This is a genomic window from Candidatus Polarisedimenticolaceae bacterium (assembly GCA_036275915.1).
Taxonomy (GTDB): Bacteria; Acidobacteriota; Polarisedimenticolia; order Polarisedimenticolales; family DASRJG01; genus DASRJG01.
Genome location: DASUCV010000010.1, coordinates 133,901 through 157,430, shown reverse-complemented (window position 1 = coordinate 157,430; position 23,530 = coordinate 133,901). Strand labels below are relative to the sequence as shown.

Below are 23,530 nucleotides of genomic sequence, written 5' to 3'. Positions count from 1 at the left end.
ACCGGCTCGACGATTCGAGGAAGACGATGACACCCAATCAAGCGGCGGCGTCGACGGCCAACCGGCAAGGGATCCACGTCGTCGGCCGCACGTGCGATCGCAGCGACGAGGTCCTCTCTCCGCTTTGCCTCGAGTTCGTCGAAGAGCTGGTCAGGCGCTTCCAGCCGGCGGTCGAAGCGCTCCTCTCCCGCCGCCGAATCGCCCAGGCGCGGTACGACACGGGCGAGCGACCGAACTTTCTCCCCGAGACCACTTCCATCCGCGAGAGCGCTTGGACGGTGGCGCCGATCCCGCGCGACCTCTCGGATCGCCGCGTCGAGATCACGGGACCGGTCGACCGCAAGATGATCATCAACGCGCTCAATTCGGGCGCCTCGGTCTTCATGGCCGACTTCGAGGATTCAACGGCGCCGCGCTGGGACAACCTCGTCTCCGGCCAGGCGAACCTGATCGACGCGGTCCGCGGCACGATCGCGCACGACGACGGCGGCAAGAGCTACCGGTTGATCGAGAAGCCGGCGGTGCTCATGGTGCGGCCGCGCGGGTGGCACCTCCCCGAGAAGCACGTCGAGGTCGACGGCCATCCGATCCCCGCCGCGCTCTTCGACTTCGGGGTGTTCTTCTTCCACAACGCACGCGCGCTCGTGGGGAAGGGCACGGGGCCTTACTTCTACCTGCCGAAGCTTCAAGGACACCTCGAGGCGCGGCTCTGGAACGAGGTCTTCGTCCACGCGCAGGGCGCGCTCGGACTTCCGAACGGCACGATCCGCGCGACCGTCCTCATCGAGACGCTTCCCGCGGCCTTCGAGATGGACGAGATCCTCTGGGAGCTGCGCGACCACGCCGCCGGCCTGAACTGCGGGCGTTGGGACTACATCTTCAGCTTCATCAAGGTCCACAAGGCGGACGCCCGGGCGGTTCTCCCCGACCGAGCCGTCGTGACGATGGACCAGGGCTTTCTCCGCGCGTACTCGCAGCTCCTCGTGAAAACGTGCCACCGCCGCCGCATCCACGCGATGGGCGGCATGGCCGCGCAGATCCCGATCAAGAACGACGCGGCGGCCAACGCCGAGGCGATGGCGAAGGTGGTCGCCGACAAGGCCCGTGAGGCGGCGAGCGGCCACGACGGCACGTGGGTCGCCCATCCGGGCCTGGTCCCGGTCGCCCGCGGAGTCTTCGACGCCGCGATGCCGGGGGCGAACCAGATTCACGACCTCCGCGAGGCGGTGGCGATCAAGGCTGCGGAACTTCTCGCGATCCCCGAGGGCCCCAAGACCGCCGCCGGCCTCCGCTGGAACCTCCGCGTCGGCATTCAATATCTGGAGGCCTGGCTTCGCGGCACCGGCTGCGTCCCGCTCTACCACCTCATGGAAGATGCCGCGACGTGCGAGATCTCGCGCACGCAGGTCTGGCAGTGGCTGCGTCACAGGGCGCGCCTGGCCGACGGACGCGAGGTCACCCCGGCGCTCGTGCGCGAGCTCCTCGCTTCCGAGGTGGCCGCCGTGCGTGACGAGTGCGGGCCGTTCGGCTTCGAGGGCCGGCGGTTCGCCGACGCGGTGTCGCTGTTCGAGCGCCTCCTGTTCTCGGATTCCTTCGAAGAGTTCCTGACCCTTCCCGCTTACGACTTCCTCGTCGACGTCGACCGGTCGACGCAGGCCTGATCAAGGAGATCGTCATGGCTCAGCTCACCCCCCGGGCCGAGAGATTCGCCGGCATCGAGCGCCCTTACACACCGTCCGACGTCGACCGCCTCCGCGGCAGCGTCCGGATCGAGCACACACTCGCCCGGCTCGGAGCGAACCGGTTGTGGGAGCTCCTCCATGGGCGCGCCTACGTCAACGCGCTGGGCGCGCTCTCCGGGAACCAGGCGGTCCAGATGGTGCGTGCGGGCCTCGAAGCGATCTACGTCTCGGGGTGGCAGGTCGCGGCGGACGCGAACTCCTCGCCGATGACCTACCCGGACCAGAGCCTCTACCCGGTCGACTCCGTCCCGCGCCTCGTCCGTCGCATCAACCAGGCGCTGCTCCGCGCCGACCAGGTCGAGCACGCGGAGGGCGGGACGAAGCACTGCTGGATGGCGCCGCTCGTCGCGGACGCCGAGGCCGGATTCGGCGGGCCCCTGAACGCCTTCGAGCTGATGAAGGCGATGATCGAGTCGGGAGCGGCCGGCGTGCACTTCGAGGACCAGCTCTCCTCCGAAAAGAAGTGCGGCCACCTCGGCGGCAAGGTCCTCGTCCCCGCGAGCCAGTTCGTCCGCACGCTCGTGGCGGCCCGGCTCGCCGCGGACGTCATGGACGTGCCGACGCTCGTCATCGCCCGCACCGACGCCGACTCCGCGCGCCTTCTGACCTCCGACATCGACGCGCGCGACCGAGCCTTCTGCACCGGCGAGCGCACGCCCGAGGGGTTCTTCCGGATCGAGGGCGGCATCGAGATGGCGATCGAGCGGGGCCGCGCCTACGCGCCCTACGCCGACCTGATCTGGTGCGAGACCTCGACGCCCAACCTCCAGGAGGCCCGGCGTTTCGCGGAGGGGATCCACGCGAAGTTCCCCGGCAAGATGCTCGCGTACAACTGCTCGCCCTCCTTCAACTGGAAGCGCCACCTGGACGAGGCCACGATCGCGACGTTCCAACGCGAGCTGGGATCGATGGGCTACAAGTTCCAGTTCGTCACCCTTGCCGGCTTCCACTCGATCAACCACGGCATGTTCGCGCTCGCACGCGGCTACCGTGAAGAGGGCATGGCGGCCTACTCGCGGCTCCAGCAGGCGGAATTCGCCGCCGAGCACGAGGGCTACACGGCGGCGAAGCACCAGCGCGAGGTCGGCACCGGCTACTTCGACGAGGTTGCCCAGGTGATCTCGGGGGGCACCGCGTCGACGATCGCGCTCAAGGAATCGACCGAGTCCGAGCAATTCTGATCGGGCGGGCTCCCGAACGCGGCGACCGGTAAACTACGCACCCGTCGGGCGCGTATGCTCCCGTGCGCCCGTCGCCCAAGGAGCCTTTCCATGACCCTTCGTGTCGCTGCTTCGCTCGTCCTCGCCGCGCTCGCGGCCGGCTCTCTCGCTCGCGCCGCCGAGGACACGCCGTTCACCGAGCTTCCCTATACGCCCAGCCTCGACGTCAAATCGATGGACAAGACCGCCGACCCGTGCCAGGACCTGTACCAGTACTCCTGCGGTGGGTGGATGAAGAACAACCCGCTGCCGGGCGACCAGGCGAGCTGGAGCGTCTACGGCAAGCTCTACGAGGACAACCAGCGCTACTTGTGGGGCCTCCTCCAGGACGCCGCGAAGCCGAGCCCCGGGCGGACCCCGACGCAGCAGAAGATCGGGGACTATTTCGATTCCTGCATGGACACCGGGACGATCGAGAAGGCGGGAGCCGCGCCCCTCGCCGACGACCTCAAGAAGATCGCAGACATGAAGTCGGTTGCGGACCTCGGCGCCGTGCTCGGCTCGATCCACGCGCGCGTCTACACCGGCGGCATGCTCTTCGGGAGCGGCGTCGAGCAGGACGCGAAGGAATCGAGCGTCCAGATCGTCGCCCTCTACGGGGGCGGCCTCGGGCTCCCCGACCGCGACTACTACTTCAAGGATGACGACAAGTCGAAGGACCTCCGGACGAAGTACGTCGCCCACGTCGCGAACATGCTCAAGCTCTTGGGCGACTCGGCCGACGCCGCGAAGACCGAGGCGGCGACGATCATGCGGATCGAGACGGCGCTCGCGAAGGTCACGTTGACCCGCGTCGAGAAGCGCGACCCTTACAAGATCTATCACCACACGACGATCCCCGAGCTCAAGAAAATGGTCCCCTCGATGAACTGGGACGCGTACTTCCAGGGCTGGGGCACGCACCCCGGCGCATGGATCAACGTGTCCGAGCCGAAGGTGTTCGCCGAGGTCGAGGCGCGCCTCCAGGCGGAGAAGCTCGCCGACCTCAAGACCTACCTCCGCTGGGGGCTCGTGAGCACCAAGGCCGACAGCCTCTCGAAGCCGTTCGTCGACGAGCACTTCGCGTTCTACCGCGCCACGCTTCGAGGCGTGAAGGAGCAGCAGCCGCGGTGGAAGCGGTGCGTGGGGTGGGTCGATCGCGATCTCGGCGAGGCGCTCGGGAAGGAATTCGTCGACCGCGCTTTCCCGCCGGAGAACAAGGCGAAGGCCGTCGCAATGACCGACCAGATCCTCGCCGCGATGAAGACGCGGATCACGAACCTCGATTGGATGAGCGACGCCACGAAGAAGGCCGCGCTCGAGAAGCTCGCGAAGGTTCGCAACAAGGTCGGCTACCCGGGCGTGTGGCGCGACTACAGCACCCTCGCCGTCAAGCGCGGGGACTTCTACGGGAACGTCTCGCGCGCCATCACGTTCGAGACGAACCGCCAGGCCGCGAAGGTCGGCAAGCCGGTCGACAAGAATGAATGGGGCATGACGCCTCCGACGGTCAACGCGTACTACAACCCGTCGATGAACGACATCAACTTCCCGGCGGGCGTGCTCATGCCGCCGCTCTACGACCTCAAGATCGACGACGCTCCGAACTACGGCAACACCGGCAGCACGATCGGCCACGAGCTGACCCACGGGTTCGACGACGAGGGGCGCCAGTACGACGGCGACGGAAACCTGCGCGACTGGTGGACCAAGAAAGACGCCGAGCAGTTCGAGCAGCGCGCGAACTGCGTTCGCGACCAGTACTCGCAGTACACGGTCGTGGACGACATCAAGATCACCGGCAAGCTGACGTCGGGCGAGGACATCGCCGATCTCGGCGGAACGATCCTCGCGTGGATGGCCTGGAAGGACGCCACGAAGGGAATGAAGCTCGAGACCGTCGACGGGCTGACGCCGGAGCAGCGCTTCTTCGTCGGCCTCGCGCAGTGGGCGTGCGAGAACGAGCGGCCTGAGAACCTGCGCCTGAACGCGGCGACGAACCCGCACTCCCCCGGCAAGTACCGGATCAACGGCGTCGTCGTCAACATGCCCGAGTTCGCCGAGGCGTTCCAGTGCAAGAACGGCGCGGCGGAAAAGAAGCCGGCCGACAAGATCTGCAAGGTCTGGTAAGGGTTTTGCGCGCGGCCGCCGGAGCGGGAACCCGGCGGCCGCCGCCTCCGTACTCTCCTCCGTGACCGCCCACCGCTCTCCCGCGCTTCCGTGATACGCGACTGATCGGATCCGCGCCGCCGGGATCTTCCCGAAGCGGCCCGCGTAAGATCCGACCCCAGAGAGCGATTCGAGGTTCGTCACCCAAGAAGGGGGCAAGCTCCATGATCACCTGGCTGATGTCTCATCCGTTCCAACTTCTCCTCGCGGCCGCGGGAACGCTTTTCCTGCTGGCGCTTCTGTTCACCTGGATCCGTTACATCCCCAACACGCGAATCGGCATCGTCGAGAAGCTCGTCTCGGCGAAGGGCTCCGTGAAGGCCGGGCTGATCGCGCTCGACGGTGAGGCCGGCTTCCAGCCGCACATCCTGCGCGGCGGGTGGCATTTCCTCACGCCGTTCCAGTATCGCGTGCATCGAATGCCGCTCGTGACGATCCCACAGGGCAAGATCGGGTACATCTTCGCTCGTGACGGCCAGGACCTTCCGTCGACTCAGGCGCTGGCGTCGAACGTCTCGGCGAAAGGCTTCCAGGACGTCGCCGCCTTCCTCCGATCGGGCGGGACGAAGGGTCCGCAGCGGATGATCCTCCGTGAAGGAACGTACGCGATCAACCTCGCGCAGTTCGTGGTCCTCACCCCCGACCAGATCTTCTACCTGCCGCTCGACCGTACCGAGGCCGAGACGTTCGCGAAGATGGCCGCGGTGATCGCCGAGCGTGACGGGTTCCGGCCGAAAGTCATCAAGGGCACCGACGATGAAGTCGGTATCGTCACGGTCCACGACGGTCCGTCGCTGCAGCCCGGCGAGATCATCGCGCCGATGGTCGGCAACGACGTGCAGAGCAAGGAGACCTACCACAACAACTTCCAGGACGCGGACAAGTTCCTCGCCGCCGGCGGCCTCCGCGGGCGCCAGCTCCAGGTCCTCGTCGAAGGCACGTACTACATCAATCGGCTCTTCGCGACGATCGAGATGATCCCGAAGACGGTCGTCGAGGTCGGCACCGTCGGCGTGGTCGTCTCCTACACCGGCGAGATCGGCAAGGACATCTCCGGCGAGCAGTACCGGCACGGCGAGCTCGTGGAGAACAATCGGCGCGGCGTCTGGCAAGACCCGCTCCTCCCCGGCAAGTACGCGTTCAACACGTACGCGGGCAAGGTCCTTCACGTCCCGACGACGAACTTCATCCTGAAGTGGGTGAGGAACGAAGCCGGCTCGCACGGGTTCGACGAGAACCTCGCCGAGGTCAGCCTGATCACGAAGGACGCGTTCGAGCCGAGCCTTCCGCTCTCGGTCGTCGTTCACATCGACTACCGCAAGGCGCCGCTCGTCATCCAGCGCTTCGGCGACATCAAGCGCCTCGTCGAACAGACCCTCGACCCGATGGTCTCGGCCTATTTCAAGAACATCGGCCAGACGCGCACGCTGATCCAGCTGATTCAGGACCGCAGCGCGATCCAGCAGCAGGCCGGGGAGCAGATGAAGGAGAAGTTCCAACAGTACAACCTCGAATTGCTCGAGGTCCTGATCGGAACACCGGCGGCGGGAGCGAACTCCGGTGCGGCCGGTACGCAGATCGAGCAGATCCTGATTCAGCTCCGAAGCCGCCAGATCGCCGAGGAGCAGGTCGAGACCTACTCGCGCCAGGAGCGCGCCGCCGGCAAGGAGCGCGAGCTGCGCGAGGCCGAGGCGCGCGCGAAGCAACAGACCCTCCTCACCGAGTCGGAGATCTCGATCAACGTCCAGTCGAACCAGGGCAAGGCGGATTACGCCCGCGCGCAGCAACAGGCCGCGCAGATCCAGATCCTCGCGTCCGCGGAGGCCGAAAAGACGCGCCTGATGGGCGAGGGCGAGGCCAAGAAGATCCGGGCCCTCGCGGAATCGGAGGCGATGCGCTCGGCGACGGTCGGTGTCGCGCAGGCGCTCGCCATCGAGGAGCAGGTCCGCGCCTACGGCGGCCCGCAGTTCCAGCTCGTGCAGCAGGTCATGAACCGGTTCGCCGAGGCGGTCGAGCGATCGCAGGTCGACGTGGTCCCCAAGATCACGATGGGAAGCAACGGAGAGAAGTCCGGGCTCATCGAGGGCCTGCTCGGCACCCTCCTGACCGAGAAGCTCGCGCACCTGGCGGGAGCCGTGTCCAGCGCGCCGCGCGACCCGCAGGCCCAGGCGATCCGCGACGACCTCATGAAGGGGATCAAGGACCGGAACCCGAACGGGCCGAAGAGCTAACGCTTGGGCTTCGAGACCGCGGTGGCCCGCTTCTTCTTGGCGGCCGCCGCGGCCTCGACCTTGCCCGAGAGCTCGACCATGCGCGCCCTGAGGGCCTCGTCGGACGTCTTGTCACGGATCGTGTGCACCAGAACGATCGCCCTGTCGTAGTCGCCGGCATCGAGCGCTTCCCGCGCGTCTTCATAGTCGAGCCGCAGGAGCGTCTCCCGTGCCCGCGCGACGATCTCGGGCCTCGCCTTCGGCTCGATGCGGGTCGCGAACAGGGCCTCCGATTTCGCCCGGTCCTTCCGCCGGACGTAGAGCTGGAGGAGGTCGTAGAGCGAGCCGTCGTCGAGCGGATCGATCGCGTCGGCACGCTCGAACGCCGCGATGCCGTGAGCGGGGTCGTCGTCCGCCGCCAGGAACGTCAGGCCGTAGATCTTGAGCGCCGCGTCGTCGAACGGCTCGGCCTTGATCGCGTGCTCGAGCCAGTCGCGCGCCCGCAGGACGTTGGCGGAAGGAAGCTTCCCCTTCTCGATGTGACCGCCCGATTCCTCGTGCTCCATGTCGAGGATCGCCCGGCTGCCGAGGACAAGGAGCGCCGGTTCGTCGGCGCCCCCCTCGATCGCGAGCTCGATGTCGCGCAACCCTTCGCCGTACCGTTTCTGAAGGACGCCCACCGCCCCGAGACCCGCCCGGGCGCGAGCGTCGCCCGGCGCCTCCGCGAGCGCGGCCTCGAAATGCGCCCGGGCCGAGGACGGATCGTGCGGCCGGGCGACGAGCGCCAAGCCGCCGAGCGCGCCGAGCGCTTCCACGCGACCGACCTTGCGGGCCGTCGTGGGTGAGGGCACCCGGAGGTCGGAGAACGAGATGTCGGTGTACGGGAACGAGCCGGTCTTGATGTAGCTCGACAATTCCGCATCGAGGCCGGCCGACCCGCCGGTGAACGCCGTCTCGAGGGCCTCGTCCGCCTTGCGGCCGTCGTGGACGAGCTTCAGGTACGCGGCGAGCTCCGGTCCGCGGCTCGGGTGGCCGAACAAGAGGTCGTGCACGAGCAGCCAGGATTCGAGATAGAACGTCCCCGCGCGGTCGGCCTCGTTGTAGTCGGGGTCGTCCGTGGTGACGACCGCCAGCTTCTTCACGGCGACGAGCGGATGTGCATCGAACCACACGATGCGGCTCCGCGGGACCCAGCCGACCGTGGCGGTCGACGTCCCGCAGCGAAACGTCTCGTAGAGCGTGGCGATCCCCTCGTTGAACCACAGCGGGACGTCGCCGAAGTTCCGCCGCACCACGTGGTGCACGAGCTCGTGGTAGATCGACTCGTCCGCCCCCGGCCTGGTCAGGTCGAGGGCGATCGCGCGATAGCCATAAGCGTTCGCGAAGAACCCGTCGAGCCGCTTGTTCCCCGCCGGCGCGTAAGGCCTGAATTCGTCGCTGTGCCTGAAGGCAAAGACGGGGATCGGACGCTCGCTCCCCGTGTCGAGGCCCGCCGCCGTATGCGCGAGCACCGCTCGGAGGCGAGAGAGATTGCCGGCGACGTCGTACAGCGTGCGCTCGTCGACGTTGCCGTAGACCACGAACCCGGGGACCTCGGTCGCACGCCACTCGCCGGGGACGACGGGAGGAGGGGTCTTGAGCTCATCGGCGCGCGCGGCAGCCGCGACGAGCGCGATCATCGCGAGCGCGCGCTTCATGGCCCTAGTCCGGCTTCCCCGAGAAGAGCGCGTCCATCGCGATGGTCTTGGGGCCGTTCTCGTCGCAGACGGCGTACTTCGGCTCGGCGCCGCCGTACATCGAGATCCCGGCGTGCTCGCCCTTGACGTTCATCGCGTAGAACTTGATGTCGAAGTTGGGATTGCCGTCGGGCTTCTGCAACCGCTTCACGGTGCGCTCCTTGATGCGCTTCAGCGTCTCCACGATCGCGTCCTTCGGTGATTTCCCCTGCCGCATCTGCTCGACCACGAAGAACGACGAGAGGTTGTAGAGATTGGCTTCTCCCCTTCCGGTCGAGCCGCAGGCACCGACGTCGCCGTCGACGTAGTTCCCTGCTCCGAGAATCGGCGAGTCACCGAGCCGGCCGGGGATCTTGAACGCGAGGCCGCTCGTCGTCGTGGCGCCGCACACTTCACCCTTCGCGTTGACAGCGTTCATGTGGATCGTGCCGTACAAGCGGTCGGCGTGGAGCAAGCCCTCGGCGATCATCGCGTCGCGCGCCTCGCGCTGGGAGACCGCGGGGTAGTGCTCCGGATCGGTGCGGCGCTTCCATTCGAGCCAGAGCTTCCGCGAGTGCTCGGTGTTGAGATCGGGCTCGACGGTGAACCCCATCGCGCGCGCGAACCACTGCGCGCCGGCGCCGACGAGGAGATGATGGTCGGTGCTCGCCATGACTGCCCTGGCGACGAGCGAAGGTGTGCGCACGCCCTCCAGGGCGCCGACCCCTCCGGCGCGCCGGCTGGGTCCGTGCATGACGCACGAGTCGAGCTGGACGACCCCTTCCGCGTTCGGAATTCCTCCGTAGCCGACCGAGTCGTCGAGCGGGTCGAGCTCGACGATGTTGACACCGGCGAGGATCGCGTCCAGGACGTCCTCGCCGCGGGCGATGCGTCCGTACGCTTCCTCGACCGCGGTGTGCGGTCCCCCGTTCTTGAACTCGTTCCCGTTCCTGGACGAGATGACGATCGGCCGCGCCCCTCTCGACGCGACCACGGCGGGTCCTTGAGCCAGCGTGCGCCGTGCGGCGGCGGCGATGCCGGCGACGGCACCCGCCTTCACGAACTGGCGGCGAGACAGGCGACGGGACATGGCGGCGACCTCCGGGCCGCCGGGATTATCAGGCGATGCGGCGGAAGCTGGGAGACCAATCTTCGTCGGTTCCCGGCGGCGAAAGCAGGCCCTGAATCGCTTCCAGGGTTTCGCGGTAGCGCTGCTCGCTTCCGCGCCGTCCGGCCACACGCCGATGCCGGAGGACATCGGGGCCGACCGGAGTCGCCTCGTAGAACTCCGTGTGGCCGGCCACCTCCAGCAGCTCGCGGACGGAGACGGCCCTGCGCCGGCGGGCGGCCTCGGTCGGCGCGCGGCGGATCGCGTTCAGGCTGTCGCGCAGCGCGTCGGCCGCCATCGGGAACCCGCTCTCCTCGAGGAGCGCGATCGCGTCGCCGAGGAGTTTTTCCACGTTCGTCGTTTCGCTCATGCCGATAGCTTGGATGCGGCGTTTTACGGCCGCGTTTCAAAAGGGTGAATTCCTCGTATCGGCTAGAATCCGGCCATGAAGCTCATCGAATGCGTCCCGAACTTCAGCGAAGGGCGCGACCGGGCCGTCATCGACGCGATCACGGCCGAGATCTCGGGAACTCCCGGCGCGGTGCTCCTGGACGTCGACCCGGGCGCCGCGACGAACCGTACGGTGGTGACCTTCATCGGGCCGCCCGAGGCGGTCGAGGAGGCCGCGTTCCGGGCGATCCGCAAGGCGGCCGCACTGATCGACATGCAGCGCCACACGGGCGAGCATGCGCGGATCGGCGCCACCGACGTCTGCCCGTTCGTTCCCGTTTCCGGCGCGACCATGGACGATTGCGTCGCGGTCTCGCGTTCTCTCGGAGCGCGCGTCGGATCGCAGCTCGGCATCCCCGTATACCTCTACGAGGCGGCGGCGACGCGCGACGACCGGCGCTCGCTCGCCGACATCCGGAAGGGCGAATACGAAGGCCTCGAGGCGCGACTCGAGGACCCGTCCTTCGCCCCGGACTTCGGCCCCCGGGCGTTCAACGCCGGCGCAGGCGCGACCGTCATCGGCGCGCGGCCGTTCCTCATCGCATACAACGTCAACCTCAACACCCGCGACAAGAAGCTCGCCAACACCGTGGCGCAAGAGATCCGCGAGGCCGGCAAGCCGAAGCGGGGTACCGACGGCAAGATCCTGAAGGACGCCGCCGGCAAGTCGATCATGGCGCCCGGCCGGTTCAAGCACTGCCGTGCCGTCGGCTGGTACATCGAGGAGTTCGGCCGCGCGCAGGTGTCGATCAACCTGACCGACTACCGGGTGACGCCGCTTCACGAGGTTTTCGAGGCTTGCCGGGAAGAGGCCGCCCGCCTCGGCCTCCGCGTCACCGGCAGCGAGCTGGTCGGCCTCATCCCGCGCGAGGCGCTCCTCGCGGCCGGCGACCACTTCCTCACGAAGCAGGGAAAGACGACCGGGGTGCCGGAGGCCGAGCGCGTCCACGCCGCGGTGCTCTCTCTGGGGTTGGCGGAGCTGGGCCCGTTCGACGCGCGCCAGAAGGTCATCGAGTACCGCTATGCCGGTCCACCGAAGGGGCTCGTCGCGCGCACAGTGCGCGCCTTCACCGACGAGCTGTCGAGCGATTCACCGGCGCCCGGCGGCGGTAGCGTCGCCGCGCTCTGCGGCGCGCTCTCCGCCGCGCTGTCGGCGATGGTCGCGGCGCTGACCTGGTCGAAGGCGGGGATGGAAGGCGCGCGGCCGGCGATGAAGGACGCCGGCGACCGCGCGCAAGCGCTCAAGGACTGGTTCCTCGATGCCGTCGACCGCGACACCGACGCCTTCAATGCGGTGCTCGCGGCGATACGTTTGCCGAAGAAGACGCCGCAAGAGATCGCCCGGCGCGCGGAGGCGGTCGAGCGCGCCAACCAGGAGGCGATGAAGGTGCCGCTCGACGTGCTCGAGGCGTGCGCGCGCGCGCTCGAGCTGGCGCTCGTCGTGGCGCGCGACGGCAATCCCAGCTCGGTCTCCGACGCCGGCGTGGGGGCTGCGTGCGCGCTCGCGGCGGCGGAAGGCGCGTCGCTCAACGTGAGGATCAACGCGCCGTCGGTGAGCGACGCGGCCGTACGCGATGGGTTCCTCGATCGTCAGACGACGGCGCTCGATCGTGCCCGTGCCCTCGCCGTGACGGTGCGCGACGCGGTCGAGTCGGTCCTCGATCAGTCCTCGGCGGGGACGCGACCGGCGACCGCTTCCAAGGCGGGGAGCCGGTAGAAGGTTCCCCGCTTCGTCCCGATCCGCTCGAGCAACCCCCGGTCGACGAGCCGCCGAAGGTTGTCCTTCAGCGTGTTGCGGTTCGCCCCGGTCGACGCGATGAGAAGCGAGGCGGCGCCCGTGCCGTGCTCGCGGATCGTCGCGAGAATGGCACGCTGGAGCGGCGGCAGCTCACGCGACCGGACTTCGATGTCGAGCTTGGCTTGAAGCCTCGACGTCAGCGTGTTCAGCGCTCCGATGAAGAACCCGAGCCACGGGGCGAGATCGGCCTCTTCGGTCCAGATCTTCGTCTCCGCCTGATCGATGGCGTCGTAGTAGTCGAAGCGCATCTCCTCGAAGAGCCCTTCGAGGCTCGCATAGTCGATGAACCCGAACCCGGCGCGTCGTAGGAGGTGCGGCACCATGACCCGCGCGGCGCGTCCGTTGCCGCGATCGAACGGGCTGATCGCCGTGAAGTAGACGAAGAACGCGCCGATCACGAGGAGAGGGTGCTGCTCGCCGGAGCGGAGCTCGATCTCGAGCCATGAGACGGCGCCGTCGAGCTTCTCCTGCAGGAGGCGCGGCGGCAGGGTCTGCAGCACGCGGCCCATCGCGCGGCCTTCGGCGTCGAAGACCTCCTGGTGGAGCGGCTTCTCCCGGAGCGGGCTCGGGGAGGGCGGATCACCCGGCTTCCCGAGGAGGACGGCATTCAAAGCCGCGACCTCTTCGACCGTCACGATCGGCCCGTCCGCCGGGAACGGGCGGTCGATCGCCAGCCCATAACCGGTCAGCTCGGCTGCCTCCAGGGAGGCCAGCGGGGCAGCGTTCACGATCGCGACGATCTCGTCGTCACCGGCCCTGACGCCGGCGATCCGGCAAGAGGAGACGATCGATTGGGCTCGGGCAGATCGCCTCAGCTGCTCGAGCCGCTCCGCTGGAACCAGCGTTCCGCCCGCCCATAGGCCGCGGAAATGATCGACTTGGGAGATTCCTTTGAGGATTTCGGGGTTGACCGGAAGCTTGACGTCCATCACACCCAATTCTCCACCCAATCATGGCCATGGGGGCGGACTAGCTGGCCGCAACATCATAGTCCATCCCGCCGGACGTGCCCTCGGACGATCCAGGCATTAGGTTTCAGTCCGGAAACGAGCGATGAGCGGCCATCTCGAAGACGCGGTACGGAGAGGATGCCGGTTCCCGGCCGGGGTCGTGGCTTCGTTCCCGGACGCGGGCCAAATCATTCACTGCACGGCAGTTAACGTCAGCCGGTCGGGTGCGTTGATCGTCGGCGCGTTCACGACGCCGTCGGCGGAGCCGCTGGAGCTGACGCTCAAGACCCCGAACGGTCTGCTCTCTCTCACCCTCCCGGCGCGGATCATCCGGGTGACCCCAGATCCCGACGGCAACCAGCTCGCGGTCGAATTCGTCGACGTCGACGACGTGCGCCGAGACCGGATCGAGGTCTTCCTCGCACGCTTGCTCGAAGCGCCCCAGCCGGGACCGCTTGAATCGCTTCGCCCGAACGCCCCGCCGCCCGAGGTCAAGAAAGCGCTCGACGCGATCCCCCTGCCCCAACGGATCGCGCTGGCCCAGCGGGCCGAGCTCAAGCAGCGCGAGTACCTCCGGCAGGACCAGCACCCCGCGGTCCTGGAAGCGGTCGTCCGCAACCCGAACCTCACGCTTCCGGAGGCACGTGCGATCGCCGGCCTGCTCGGCTTGCCGGGAACCGCGATCGACCTCCTCGCCGCAGATCCGCGGTTCAAGAACGACGAGGAGCTCAGGATGGCGCTCGCGACGCAAGCGAAGGTGCTGCTGCCGATCGCCGAGAAGCTCACCGCCGATCTCAAGCCGCCGCAGATCCGCAAGCTGCTCGCGCGCCCGGGCATCCACCCGACGCTGCGCGAGAAGCTGTTCAAGAAGATGACGCGAGGCTAGAGGAGCCGCACCACCATCCCGGAGCGGAGCTTCGGCTCGAACCAGGTGCTCTTCGGCGGCATGACGGCGCCGGCATCCGCGACGCGCATGACGTCGTCGAGCCGGGTCGGGTAGAGCGCGAACGCGACCGCAGCCTCTCCCGACGCCACGCGGCGCTCGAGATCGTCCACTCCGCGGATCCCGCCGACGAACGCGATCCGCGTGTCCTTGCGGGGATTGCCGATTCCCAGGAGAGGCGCGAGGATGAGGTCCTGTAAGACCGACACGTCGAGAGCGGCCACCGGATCACGGACGTCCGACCTCCGTTTCGTGACGAGAAGACGCCACCGGCCGTCGACGAAGATCCCGATCGACCCAGGCTCCGGCGGGCGCTTTGCCGGCCACGGGTCGGTGATCTCGAACCCCGCCGCCGCGATCTTCTCGAAAAGCGTCCGAGGCGTAAGACCGTGGAGGTCGGCGACCGTCCGGTTGTAATCGAGGATCCGGAGCTCGCTCGCGGGAAAGTGCACCGCCAGGAATCGCTCGCCCGGTCCGTCGCCGCGACGCAGCGCGACCTCGGCGTACGCCGCGGCGCGGTGATGCCCGTCGGCGATGTAGCTCGCGGGAACGTCGCGAAACGCCTCCTCGATGCGCCGCACGTCGCCGGGCTCGTCAATCTTCCACAGCGCGTGACCGATCCCGTCCTTCGCGACGAAGTCGACGTCGGCGCGCCGCTTCGTCGCTTCGCCTGTGAACGCGCGGAGATCGGCGCGATCGCGGTACGCGAGGAAGACCGGGCCGGCGTGCGCACCGATCGCCACGGCGTGGCGTGTCCGGTCCTCGACCTTGTCGGGACGCGTGTGCTCGTGACGCTTGATCCGGCCGGCGCGATAGTCCTCGACCGCCGCCGATCCGACGATTCCGGTTTGAACGTGGCCCCCCATCCGCTGGCGGTAGAGATAGAACGCCGGCTCGGGATCGGGAACGAGCCACCCGGACGCGATCATGGCGCGGAAATTCGTCCGGGCACGCTCGTAGACCCGTGGGTCGTGGACGTCGATCGCGGGGTCCAGGTCGATCTCGGCTTTGACCACGTGAAGGAAGGTGTACGGGTCGCCTTCCGCGAGCACGCGCGCCTCCGCCGAGTCGAGGACGTCGTAGGGAAGACTGGGGATCGACGCGGCGAGATCGGCCCGAGGCCGCAGGCCGCGGAACGGCTGCACGATCATCGCGGGGATTCTCCGCGGCGGAGGTTAACATGCGCTCCATGCGCGGGTTCGCGATCGCCGGAGCGATGTTCTTGTGCCTGGCGGCGTCGCCCGGCGCGGAGGGCGACGCCGTCGATCGCATCGTCGCCGAAGGTCTCAGGAGCGACGGCGCGTACCGCAAGCTCGCATGGCTCACCGATCGCATCGGGCCGCGACTCTCGGGCTCGGAGAACCTCGAGAAGGCGATCGCCTGGGGCGCCGAGGAGATGAAGCGCGACAAGCTCGACCGCGTGTGGACCGAGAAGGTCATGGTGCCGCACTGGGTACGCGGTGAGGCGTCGGGCAAGATCCTGGCGCCGACGGAGCACCCGCTCGTCCTCCTGGCACTCGGGATGAGCGACGGGACCCCGGCCGACGGGATCACCGCCGAGGTCGTGGAGGTCACGAACCTCGACGAGGTCAAGGCGCTCGGCGACAAGGCGAAGGGGAAGATCGTCCTCTTCAACCATCGCATCTACCCGAACGGCACCGACGAGCGCGGCTACGGCTTCGCGTCGGGCCTCCGCTACAGCGGTGCCTCGGCGGCGGCGAAGGCGGGCGCGGTCGGGATGTTCATCCGCTCCCTCGCGACCGCCGACCTGAGGCTTCCGCATACCGGTGCGATGGCCTACGAAGAAGGCGTGCCGCACGTCCCCGCGGCGGCGATCTCCCCGGAAGACGCCGAGCTCATCCATCGGCTCCTCGAGTCCGGCGAGACGGTCAAGGTGAGCTTCCGGCAGACGTGCAAGACGCTGCCCGACGCGGAGTCGGCGAACACGCTCGGCGAGATCCGCGGCTCCGAGAAGCCGGACGACGTCGTCATCGTCAGCGGCCACCTCGACTCGTGGGACGTCGGCACCGGCGCGCAGGACGACGGCGCCGGGGTCGCGATCGCGATGGAGGCGATCCGGCTGATCCGCGCGCTCGATCTCAAGCCGAAGCGGACGATCCGCGCGGTCCTGTGGACCAACGAGGAGAACGGCCTCCGCGGCGGGAAGGCGTACGCGGAGGCGCACGGCGCGGAGCTCGCCCAGCACGTCGCGGCGATCGAATCGGATTCCGGCGGCGCACGCCCGCTCGGCTTCGGCATCAACGCGGGTCCCGGCGGCGCCGATACCTTGCGGAAGCTCGCCGCCCCTCTCGCGTCGTTCGCCGCCGACGACGTCCGCGACGGCGGCGGCGGCGCGGACATTTCCCCGATGGGCGACGCCGGGGTGCCGACCGTCGGCCTCCGGCAGGACGGCACGCACTACTTCGACATCCACCACACGATGGCCGACACCCTCGACAAGGTCGACTCGCACGATCTCGCGATGAACGCCACGGCGATGGCGGTCATGGCCTGGCAGCTCGCGAACCTCGATCCGCCGCTCCCGCGTTACGTGCCGACGAAGAAAGAAGACACGAGCCGCCCGCCCGGCATCCGCCGCTAGACGATCCGGTCGGTCACACCACCGAGCGCGTCGAGGTCGAACCCGTCGGCGAGCGCACGCGCCTCGACCGGTGCCTCGGTCTTCCTTAGCCCGAGGAGATGCGCGAGCCGTCCGACGATCGCCTCGGCCGACACCCCCGCCTCTCGAAGCTCCGCCAGCGTCACCCCGTGGTGCCGCTTCGACAGCCGCACACCGTCGGGGCCGAGCAGCAGCGGCACGTGCGCGAAGCTCGGCGGCACGCGGCCGAGCGCGTCGTAGATCAGGAGCTGCCGCGAGGTGGAGGCGAGGAGGTCGCGCGCGCGGACGACCTCGTCGATCTCCATCGCCGCGTCGTCGGCGACGACCGCGAGCTGGTACGCGGGAACGCCGTCGGCGCGGCGGACGACGAAATCGCCGATCGAGCCAGGCGGGGGGTCGAACCGACCCGCGACGCGATCGTCGAAGCCCGGAGGATCGCCGTCGACGCGGAACCGAAACGCATGCGCGTCGCCGCGCGCGATCCGCGCCGCCGCGACCGCGGGATCGACCGCGCGGCAGGTCTCCGGATAGACGACCTCGTCGCCCGGGACCTGCGGGGCGCTCGCCGCCGCCTGGATGTCCCGCCGGCTGCAAAAGCACGGATAGACATGCCCCTCGCGGCGAAGGGTCTCGAACGCCGCGTCGTACACCGGCCGGCGGTCGCTCTGCACGTAGGGGCCCTCGTCCCAGTCGAGGCCCAGCCACGCGAGGTCGCCGAGAAGCGCGTCGAGGGCGCCGGGAACGACCCGGGGTGAGTCGAGGTCCTCGATGCGCATGACGTACGTGCCCCCCCGAGCCCTCACGGAGAGCCAGGAGACCAGCGCCGTCGAGGCGTTCCCGAGATGGATCCGCCCCGTCGGGCTGGGTGCGTAACGGCCGCGCGCCATGACGGAAAGATGCCACACGGCGCGGCTTTTCCCGAAGGCTTGCCGAAGCTGGGCCGCGCGCCGACATTCCCTGCATGCGAAGAAGCGGCGGCGGATTCGGCTTCATCATCCTGCTCCTGGTGCTCGCCGTGGTGTTCTACGCGGCGATGCGGAACTTCCAGGCGGTCGCTCCGGCGGCGATGGAAGTCCAGAAGCACAACGCGAAGCGCCGCGTCGACGCCCAGCTCGGCGACGCGACCGACGATCCCAACCAGACCCAGGGAGCGGCGTCGCGCTCGTCCTCCGACGACTCGTGGACACCTTCGGCACCGTCGAAGCCGACCGGCAACCTCGAGAAGATGGACCAGGCGACGACGCAGCACACCGAAGCGGTCAAGGACTCGCTCTCGCAGTCGAACTGACCCGCCCGCTAGAATGCCGCTCCCCGCCCGCGCTCTCGCGGTCGCGGTCTTCTCGAGGCGGTCATGCCCAACGGCATCGTCGACGTTCCCGTCCCGCGGAACGAGCCGGTCCTCGGCTACCTCCCTGGCAGCCCCGAGCGCGCCCAGCTGGTCGCCGCGCTCGACGCCATGGGCCGGAAGCGGATCGAGATCGCACCGGTCATCGGCGGCCGCCGCGTCAAGACCGGCACCCTCGGCCGCGCGGTCAAGCCTCACGACCACGCGCACGTCCTCGCGACCTGGCACAAGGCCGGCGCCCGCGAGGTCGAGCGCGCGATCGCCGCGGCTCGCGATGCGCATCAAGCCTGGTCGCGGACGCCCTGGGAAGCCCGCGCCGCGATCTTCCTCAAGGCCGCCGACCTTCTCGCCGGGCCGTGGCGCATGCGCTTGAACGCCGCGACGATGCTCGGCCAGAGCAAGACGAGCCACCAGGCCGAGATCGACGCCGCGTGCGAGCTGATCGACTTCTTCCGCTTCAACGTCCACTACATGCGCGAGATCTATGCGGGCCAGCCGCAGTCGTCGCCGGGCATGTGGAACCAGCTCGAGTACCGCGCGCTCGAGGGGTTCGTCTTCGCGGTGACGCCGTTCAATTTCACTTCGATCGGCGGCAACCTCCCGACGGCGCCCGCGCTCATGGGTAACACGGTCGTCTGGAAGCCGGCGTCGTCCTCGATCTACTCGTCGTGGGCGATCATGGAGCTCCTCGAGGAGGCCGGCCTCCCCGACGGCGTGATCAACTTCGTCCCCGGCTCGGCGGGCGAGGTCGGCGACCCCGCGCTTGCGAGCGACGAGCTGGCCGGCATCCACTTCACCGGCTCGACCGCGGTCTTCCAGGGGATGTGGCGCACCGTCGGCGAGAACATCGCCAGGTATCACGGTTACCCGCGGATCGTCGGCGAGACCGGCGGCAAGGACTTCGTCTTCGCCCACCCTTCGGCCGACGTCGACGCGCTCGTCACCGCGCTCGTGCGAGGCGCGTTCGAGTTCCAGGGGCAGAAATGCTCCGCCGCGTCACGGGCCTACATTCCCGCGTCGCTCTGGCCCCAGGTCGAGAAGGGCTTGAAGAAGCAGATCGCCGAGATCCGCATGGGCGATCCCGCCGACTTCCGGAAGTTCATGGGCGCGGTCATCGACGCCGGCGCGTTCAAGACGATCAAGGGGTACATCGACTACGCCAAGCGCTCGAAGGACGCGGAGGTCGTGGCCGGTGGCGGCACCGACGCGCGCAAGGGCTACTTCGTCGAGCCCACGGTCATCCGGACTCGGAAGCCCGACTTCAAGCTCATGCGTGAGGAGATCTTCGGCCCCGTCCTCACCCTCTACGTCTACCCCGACGCTAGGCTCGAGGAGACGCTCGCCGCGTGCGATCGCGGCTCAGCGTACGCGCTGACCGGCGCGATCTTCTCGCAAGACCGGTACGCGATCGTGCGCATGGCCGAGGCGCTGACCCACGCCGCGGGCAACTTCTACATCAACGACAAGCCGACCGGCGCCGTCGTCGGCCAGCAGCCGTTCGGCGGAGGCCGCGCCTCCGGCACGAACGACAAGGCCGGGAGCTACTTGAACCTCATACGCTGGACCAACGCGCGGGCGATCAAGGAAACGTTCGTGCCGCCGCGCCACTTCGCGTATCCGTTCTTGAAGTAGAAGCGGTTCAGGGTTCTCCGATGACATGCACCGCAATCTCCCTCGTGTGTCCGCGCCGGCGGTGCTCCCAGAGATAGATCCCCTGCCAGGTTCCGAGCGCGGGCGCACCTTCCATCACCGGTAACGACAACGTCGTGGCGGTGAGCGCCGCCCGGATGTGCGCGGGCATGTCGTCGGGGCCCTCGGCGGTGTGGCGGAAGATCGGGTCGCCCTCGGGAACCAGGCGGCGGAAAAATCTCTCGAAGTCGTCGCGCACCTCGGGATCGGCGTTTTCCTGGATCACGAGCGAGGCCGAGGTGTGGCGGATCTGAAGGGTGAGGAGGCCGGTCGCGATGCCGCTCTCCCGGACCCACGACCGCACCGCCTCTGTGATTTCGACGAAACCAGGACCGTCCGTCCGGAATCTCAAGATCTGGGTCCGCTGCTGAAACATCGTTGTGGCCCCGCCATTTCTATAACTCTTAACGGTGCAATTTTCGTCGAGTTGCGGGTTGAGCCGCTTCCGAAAACAATATAAAAATTCGAGCGACGCCCTCGGGTGCCGCACGAGGAGAAAAATCAGTGGGACGAGAAGAGCTCAGCGAGCTGGCTCGAAGGGTCGAGCGCCTCCTTCCGGGGCGCCTGGGCTCCCTCGCCCGCGAGCTATGGGAAGGCCGCGGTGATGCCGCCACCGCGGTGTTGGAAGAGCCCCGCGAAGCGCCCCCGCGCGTGCGGCCGGAGCCCCTCGTCTCGCCGGTCGATGCCGCGATCGCCGCCGCTCAGCGCCGTCTTCTCTCGCTGCAGCAGCCGGACGGCCACTGGTGCGGCGAGCTCGAGGGGGACACGATCCTGGAATCCGAGTACGTGCTCCTCATGCATGCGATCGGCCGCGGAAACGCGCCGCGCGTCGCGAAGGCGGTCGAGTACCTCCGGCGCAAGCAGCTCCCCGAAGGAGGCTGGACCCACTATCACGGCGGTCCGATCGAGGTCGGCGGCTCGGTCAAGGCCTACTTCGCCCTGAAGCTCGCCGGCGACAACCCCGACAGCGAGCCGATGACGCGGGCCCGCCGCGCGATCCTCGAGCACGGCGGCGTCGAGGCCTGCAACTCGTTCACGAAGATCCTCCTCGCGATGTTCGGCCAGTTCCCCTGGGAGGAATGCCCGGCGGTCGTGCCGGAGATGGTGCTGCTCCCGCGGTGGTTCCCGTTCAACATCGGCGACATGTCGGCGTGGTCGCGCACGATCGTGATCCCGCTGTCGATCGTCTGGGCCTCGAAGCCGTCCGTCCCGTTGCCTGCGGGCCGGGGCATCGAGGAGCTGCATACGCGCGGGGTCTCGTCGCGCTGGTCGCTCGAAGCGGTGAACCCGAAGGCGAAGACCCTCAAGGCATGGCTGTGGGCGCTTCTCTTCACGGTGGTTTCAGGGTTTTTCAACGTCGTCGAGAAGATCGGCATCCACCCGCTGAGGCGGCGCGCGCTCGCGCAGGCGGAGGCCTGGGTGCGCGAGCGCCTCGTCGACTCGGACGGGCTCGGCGCGATTTTCCCGCCGATCGTCAACACGATCCTGGCGCTGCGCTGTCTCGGCCATCCGGACGACGATCCCGCGGTGAGCTCGCAGATCGTGGAGCTCGAGCGGCTCGTCATCGAGGAGAACGACACCGTCCGCCTCCAGCCCTGCCTCTCTCCCGTGTGGGACACGGCGATCGCCCTCCACTGCCTCGTGGCCTCGGGGCTCGATCGCGACGACGAGCGCGTGCTCGCGGCGGCCCGCTGGCTCATGGAGCGCGAGTGCCGCACCGTCGGCGACTGGGCCGTGAAGGCGCGCGCGGAACGGCCGGGCGGCTGGTCGTTCGAGTACCGGAACGCGTTCTATCCCGACACCGACGACACGGCGCAGGTCGTCACCGCGCTCTCCGCCGTTCGGTTCCCGGATGCCGACGAGGATCTCAGGAGACGCGAGGCGATCCGCCGCGGGATCGACTGGCTCCTCGCCATGCAGAACAAGGACGGCGGGTTCGGCGCGTTCGACAAGGGGTGCCTCAAGGAATTCCTGACCTACGTGCCGTTCGCCGATCACAACGCGATGATCGATCCGAGCTGCGAGGACATCACGGGCCGCGCCTTGGAGACGTTCGCGGTCGCCGGCCTTCCCGCCAGCCATCCCGCGATGCGCGCCGCGGCGGCGTTCCTCGACGCGAAGCGCGAGCCCGATGCCTCCTGGTACGGGCGCTGGGGAACGAACTACCTCTACGGAACCTGGCTCGCCGTCTGGGGGCTCACCCGGGCGGTGGCACGACCCGGCGATGCGTCGATCGCGCGCTCGGCGGCGTGGGTCCGTTCGGTGCAGAACGCGAACGGCGGATGGGGCGAGTCCCAGCGCTCGTACGACGAGCCGTCGACGAAGGGCCAGGGTGAGACGACCGCGTCGCAGACGGCGTGGGCGCTCATGACGCTCTTCGGCGCCGGCGACTACGATTCCGACTCGGTGAGGCGCGGCGTCGAGCATCTCCTTCAGACGCAGCGCGCCGACGGTTCCTGGCACGACGAGGCCTGGACCGGCACCGGCTTCCCGCGCGTCTTCTATCTCCGGTACCACCTCTACGCGACCTACTTCCCGCTGCTCGCGCTCAGTACGTACGCGGGCCGCGCCTAGGAATACCGATGCGTTTTCCGCTGCACGTCACGACCGACATGATCCAGCACCAGGTGAAGCAAGGCTTGAAGGGCCGCCGCCGCTACCCGTTCGTGCTCATGCTCGAGCCGCTCTACACCTGCAACCTCGCCTGCATCGGCTGCGCGCTCGAGCGCCACACCGGGAAGCTCAAGGACAGGCTGCCGCTCGAGAAGTGCATCCAGGCGGTCGAGGAGAGCGAGGCCCCCGTCGTCTCCCTGTGCGGCGGCGAGCCGACGCTCTATCCCGAGCTTCCGGAGCTGATCGCCGGGATCATCGAGCGGCGCCGCCACATCTATCTGTGCACGAACGCGCTCGAGCTCGAGCGGAAGTTCTTCGGGAAGGTGCAGCCCCACCGCCGCCTCTCGATCAACGTCCACCTCGACGGCATGCGCGCGACGCACGATTTCGTCGTCGACCGGATCGGCGTCTTCGACAAGGCGATCGAGATGATCAAGGAGGCCAAGAAGCTCGGCTTCCGCGTCGTGACGAACACGACCATCTTTCGCGAGACCGACGTCGACGAGGTCGAGCGCCTCTGCGAGTACCTCACCGAGCTCGGGATCGACGGGATGCTCATCTCGCCGGGCTACCAGTACGCGACCGTCGAGCGGGACATCTTCCTCACGCGCAAGGACACCGAGGAGAAGTTCCGCAAGATCCTCGAGATGTCGAAGCGGTTCCGGCTCCAGTCGTCGCCGATGTTCCTGGAGTTCGCGGCGGGCATGCGCGACTACCGCTGCTCGCCGTGGAGCACGGTGACCTACACACCGAAAGGCTGGAAGGGACCCTGTTACCTGATCGGCGCGCGCTACTACGAGACGTTCGCCGAGTTCTGGAACCGTGAGGATTGGGACTACTGGGAGTCGCGCAAGGACGAGAAGTGCAAGAACTGCTCGATGCACTCGGGGTTCGAGGCGTCGGTCGTCACCGAGCTCAGGAAGAGCCCGAAGGACATGGTCCGCATGGCGGCGTGGAACCTTCTGGGATGAGGAGCTGA

General features: G+C 68.3%; 18 protein-coding genes. 11 read left to right on the top strand and 7 right to left on the bottom strand.

What is annotated here, in order from left to right; translation table 11 throughout:
- Positions 1–26 precede the first annotated feature (26 nt).
- The 4 genes from aceB to VFV19_09425 all read left to right on the top strand — a co-directional run bounded on the left by aceB (position 27) and on the right by VFV19_09425 (position 7,341).
- On the top strand, positions 27–1,661 hold the full coding sequence (aceB, locus tag VFV19_09440; GenBank protein HEX4824526.1) for a malate synthase A: 1,635 nt from the start codon (positions 27–29) through the stop codon (positions 1,659–1,661).
- A 14-nt stretch (positions 1,662–1,675) separates the two neighbouring features.
- The gene (gene aceA / locus VFV19_09435; protein HEX4824525.1) at positions 1,676–2,923 is read left to right on the top strand and encodes an isocitrate lyase; all 1,248 of its coding nucleotides are present in this window, start codon (positions 1,676–1,678) and stop codon (positions 2,921–2,923) included.
- A gap of 90 nt (positions 2,924–3,013) precedes the next feature.
- On the top strand, positions 3,014–5,071 hold the full coding sequence (locus VFV19_09430) for a M13 family metallopeptidase (GenBank protein ID HEX4824524.1): 2,058 nt from the start codon (positions 3,014–3,016) through the stop codon (positions 5,069–5,071).
- Positions 5,072–5,274: 203 nt separating this feature from the next.
- On the top strand, positions 5,275–7,341 hold the full coding sequence (locus tag VFV19_09425; GenBank protein ID HEX4824523.1) for an SPFH domain-containing protein: 2,067 nt from the start codon (positions 5,275–5,277) through the stop codon (positions 7,339–7,341).
- Here the strand turns inward: VFV19_09425 and VFV19_09420 are convergent.
- Genes VFV19_09420 through VFV19_09410 form a run of 3 tightly spaced genes read right to left on the bottom strand, consistent with a single transcriptional unit; the run spans position 7,338 to position 10,513 of the window.
- On the bottom strand, positions 7,338–9,017 hold the full coding sequence (locus VFV19_09420; GenBank protein ID HEX4824522.1) for a hypothetical protein: 1,680 nt from the start codon (positions 9,015–9,017) through the stop codon (positions 7,338–7,340). The two genes, VFV19_09425 and VFV19_09420, sit on opposite strands and share 4 nt — an antisense overlap.
- Positions 9,018–9,021: 4 nt before the next feature.
- Positions 9,022–10,125 (bottom strand): N(4)-(beta-N-acetylglucosaminyl)-L-asparaginase, encoded by a 1,104-nt coding sequence (locus VFV19_09415; GenBank protein HEX4824521.1) that lies wholly within the window; start codon positions 10,123–10,125, stop codon positions 9,022–9,024.
- Positions 10,126–10,153: 28 nt separating this feature from the next.
- A complete protein-coding gene (locus VFV19_09410; GenBank protein HEX4824520.1) occupies positions 10,154–10,513 on the bottom strand; it encodes a hypothetical protein in 360 nt (119 codons plus the stop codon).
- 75 nt (positions 10,514–10,588) lie between these two features.
- Between VFV19_09410 and ftcD the strand changes: the two genes are divergently transcribed.
- Complete coding sequence (gene ftcD, locus VFV19_09405; protein HEX4824519.1) at positions 10,589–12,310, top strand: glutamate formimidoyltransferase; 1,722 nt, start codon at positions 10,589–10,591, stop codon at positions 12,308–12,310.
- Here the strand turns inward: ftcD and VFV19_09400 are convergent.
- Positions 12,256–13,320, bottom strand: a complete 1,065-nt coding sequence (locus VFV19_09400; GenBank protein ID HEX4824518.1) for a Fic family protein — start codon at positions 13,318–13,320, stop codon at positions 12,256–12,258. The two genes, ftcD and VFV19_09400, sit on opposite strands and share 55 nt — an antisense overlap.
- A 124-nt stretch (positions 13,321–13,444) precedes the next feature.
- Between VFV19_09400 and VFV19_09395 the strand changes: the two genes are divergently transcribed.
- The gene (locus VFV19_09395; protein ID HEX4824517.1) at positions 13,445–14,227 is read left to right on the top strand and encodes a PilZ domain-containing protein; all 783 of its coding nucleotides are present in this window, start codon (positions 13,445–13,447) and stop codon (positions 14,225–14,227) included.
- Here the strand turns inward: VFV19_09395 and VFV19_09390 are convergent.
- The gene (locus VFV19_09390) at positions 14,224–15,435 is read right to left on the bottom strand and encodes a DUF1015 family protein (GenBank protein HEX4824516.1); all 1,212 of its coding nucleotides are present in this window, start codon (positions 15,433–15,435) and stop codon (positions 14,224–14,226) included. The genes VFV19_09395 and VFV19_09390 overlap by 4 nt on opposite strands.
- A gap of 29 nt (positions 15,436–15,464) precedes the next feature.
- Here VFV19_09390 and VFV19_09385 point away from each other — a divergent pair, with 29 nt between their 5' ends.
- On the top strand, positions 15,465–16,886 hold the full coding sequence (locus VFV19_09385) for a M20/M25/M40 family metallo-hydrolase (protein HEX4824515.1): 1,422 nt from the start codon (positions 15,465–15,467) through the stop codon (positions 16,884–16,886).
- Here the strand turns inward: VFV19_09385 and gluQRS are convergent.
- The gene (gene gluQRS, locus VFV19_09380; protein HEX4824514.1) at positions 16,883–17,791 is read right to left on the bottom strand and encodes a tRNA glutamyl-Q(34) synthetase GluQRS; all 909 of its coding nucleotides are present in this window, start codon (positions 17,789–17,791) and stop codon (positions 16,883–16,885) included. The two genes, VFV19_09385 and gluQRS, sit on opposite strands and share 4 nt — an antisense overlap.
- A 74-nt stretch (positions 17,792–17,865) precedes the next feature.
- Between gluQRS and VFV19_09375 the strand changes: the two genes are divergently transcribed.
- Both VFV19_09375 and pruA read left to right on the top strand, forming a co-directional pair.
- Positions 17,866–18,192, top strand: a complete 327-nt coding sequence (locus tag VFV19_09375) for a hypothetical protein (protein ID HEX4824513.1) — start codon at positions 17,866–17,868, stop codon at positions 18,190–18,192.
- A 63-nt stretch (positions 18,193–18,255) separates the two neighbouring features.
- On the top strand, positions 18,256–19,881 hold the full coding sequence (gene pruA, locus VFV19_09370) for an L-glutamate gamma-semialdehyde dehydrogenase (protein ID HEX4824512.1): 1,626 nt from the start codon (positions 18,256–18,258) through the stop codon (positions 19,879–19,881).
- A 7-nt stretch (positions 19,882–19,888) separates the two neighbouring features.
- Here pruA and VFV19_09365 read toward each other — a convergent pair whose 3' ends face one another.
- A complete protein-coding gene (locus VFV19_09365; GenBank protein ID HEX4824511.1) occupies positions 19,889–20,314 on the bottom strand; it encodes a secondary thiamine-phosphate synthase enzyme YjbQ in 426 nt (141 codons plus the stop codon).
- A gap of 128 nt (positions 20,315–20,442) precedes the next feature.
- On the opposite strand from VFV19_09365, the gene shc reads away from it, so the two are divergent.
- Together shc and hpnH are read left to right on the top strand one after the other, a co-directional pair.
- Entirely contained in the window at positions 20,443–22,512 is a 2,070-nt protein-coding gene (shc, locus tag VFV19_09360) for a squalene--hopene cyclase (GenBank protein HEX4824510.1), read from the top strand.
- An 8-nt stretch (positions 22,513–22,520) separates the two neighbouring features.
- On the top strand, positions 22,521–23,522 hold the full coding sequence (gene hpnH / locus VFV19_09355) for an adenosyl-hopene transferase HpnH (protein HEX4824509.1): 1,002 nt from the start codon (positions 22,521–22,523) through the stop codon (positions 23,520–23,522).
- Positions 23,523–23,530 lie beyond the last annotated feature (8 nt).

Coding starts and splice junctions, on each gene's coding strand:
- ftcD (HEX4824519.1), top strand. CDS start 10,589: ATGAAGCTCATCGAATGCGTCCCGAACTTCAGCGAAGGGCGCGACCGG.
- VFV19_09395 (HEX4824517.1), top strand. CDS start 13,445: ATGAGCGGCCATCTCGAAGACGCGGTACGGAGAGGATGCCGGTTCCCG.
- VFV19_09375 (HEX4824513.1), top strand. CDS start 17,866: ATGCGAAGAAGCGGCGGCGGATTCGGCTTCATCATCCTGCTCCTGGTG.
- hpnH (HEX4824509.1), top strand. CDS start 22,521: ATGCGTTTTCCGCTGCACGTCACGACCGACATGATCCAGCACCAGGTG.
- VFV19_09410 (HEX4824520.1), bottom strand. CDS start 10,513: ATGAGCGAAACGACGAACGTGGAAAAACTCCTCGGCGACGCGATCGCG.
- VFV19_09385 (HEX4824515.1), top strand. CDS start 15,465: ATGCGCTCCATGCGCGGGTTCGCGATCGCCGGAGCGATGTTCTTGTGC.
- VFV19_09420 (HEX4824522.1), bottom strand. CDS start 9,017: ATGAAGCGCGCGCTCGCGATGATCGCGCTCGTCGCGGCTGCCGCGCGC.
- VFV19_09365 (HEX4824511.1), bottom strand. CDS start 20,314: ATGTTTCAGCAGCGGACCCAGATCTTGAGATTCCGGACGGACGGTCCT.
- pruA (HEX4824512.1), top strand. CDS start 18,256: ATGCCCAACGGCATCGTCGACGTTCCCGTCCCGCGGAACGAGCCGGTC.
- VFV19_09425 (HEX4824523.1), top strand. CDS start 5,275: ATGATCACCTGGCTGATGTCTCATCCGTTCCAACTTCTCCTCGCGGCC.
- aceB (HEX4824526.1), top strand. CDS start 27: ATGACACCCAATCAAGCGGCGGCGTCGACGGCCAACCGGCAAGGGATC.
- VFV19_09400 (HEX4824518.1), bottom strand. CDS start 13,320: ATGGACGTCAAGCTTCCGGTCAACCCCGAAATCCTCAAAGGAATCTCC.
- VFV19_09390 (HEX4824516.1), bottom strand. CDS start 15,435: ATGATCGTGCAGCCGTTCCGCGGCCTGCGGCCTCGGGCCGATCTCGCC.
- VFV19_09430 (HEX4824524.1), top strand. CDS start 3,014: ATGACCCTTCGTGTCGCTGCTTCGCTCGTCCTCGCCGCGCTCGCGGCC.
- aceA (HEX4824525.1), top strand. CDS start 1,676: ATGGCTCAGCTCACCCCCCGGGCCGAGAGATTCGCCGGCATCGAGCGC.
- VFV19_09415 (HEX4824521.1), bottom strand. CDS start 10,125: ATGTCCCGTCGCCTGTCTCGCCGCCAGTTCGTGAAGGCGGGTGCCGTC.
- gluQRS (HEX4824514.1), bottom strand. CDS start 17,791: ATGGCGCGCGGCCGTTACGCACCCAGCCCGACGGGGCGGATCCATCTC.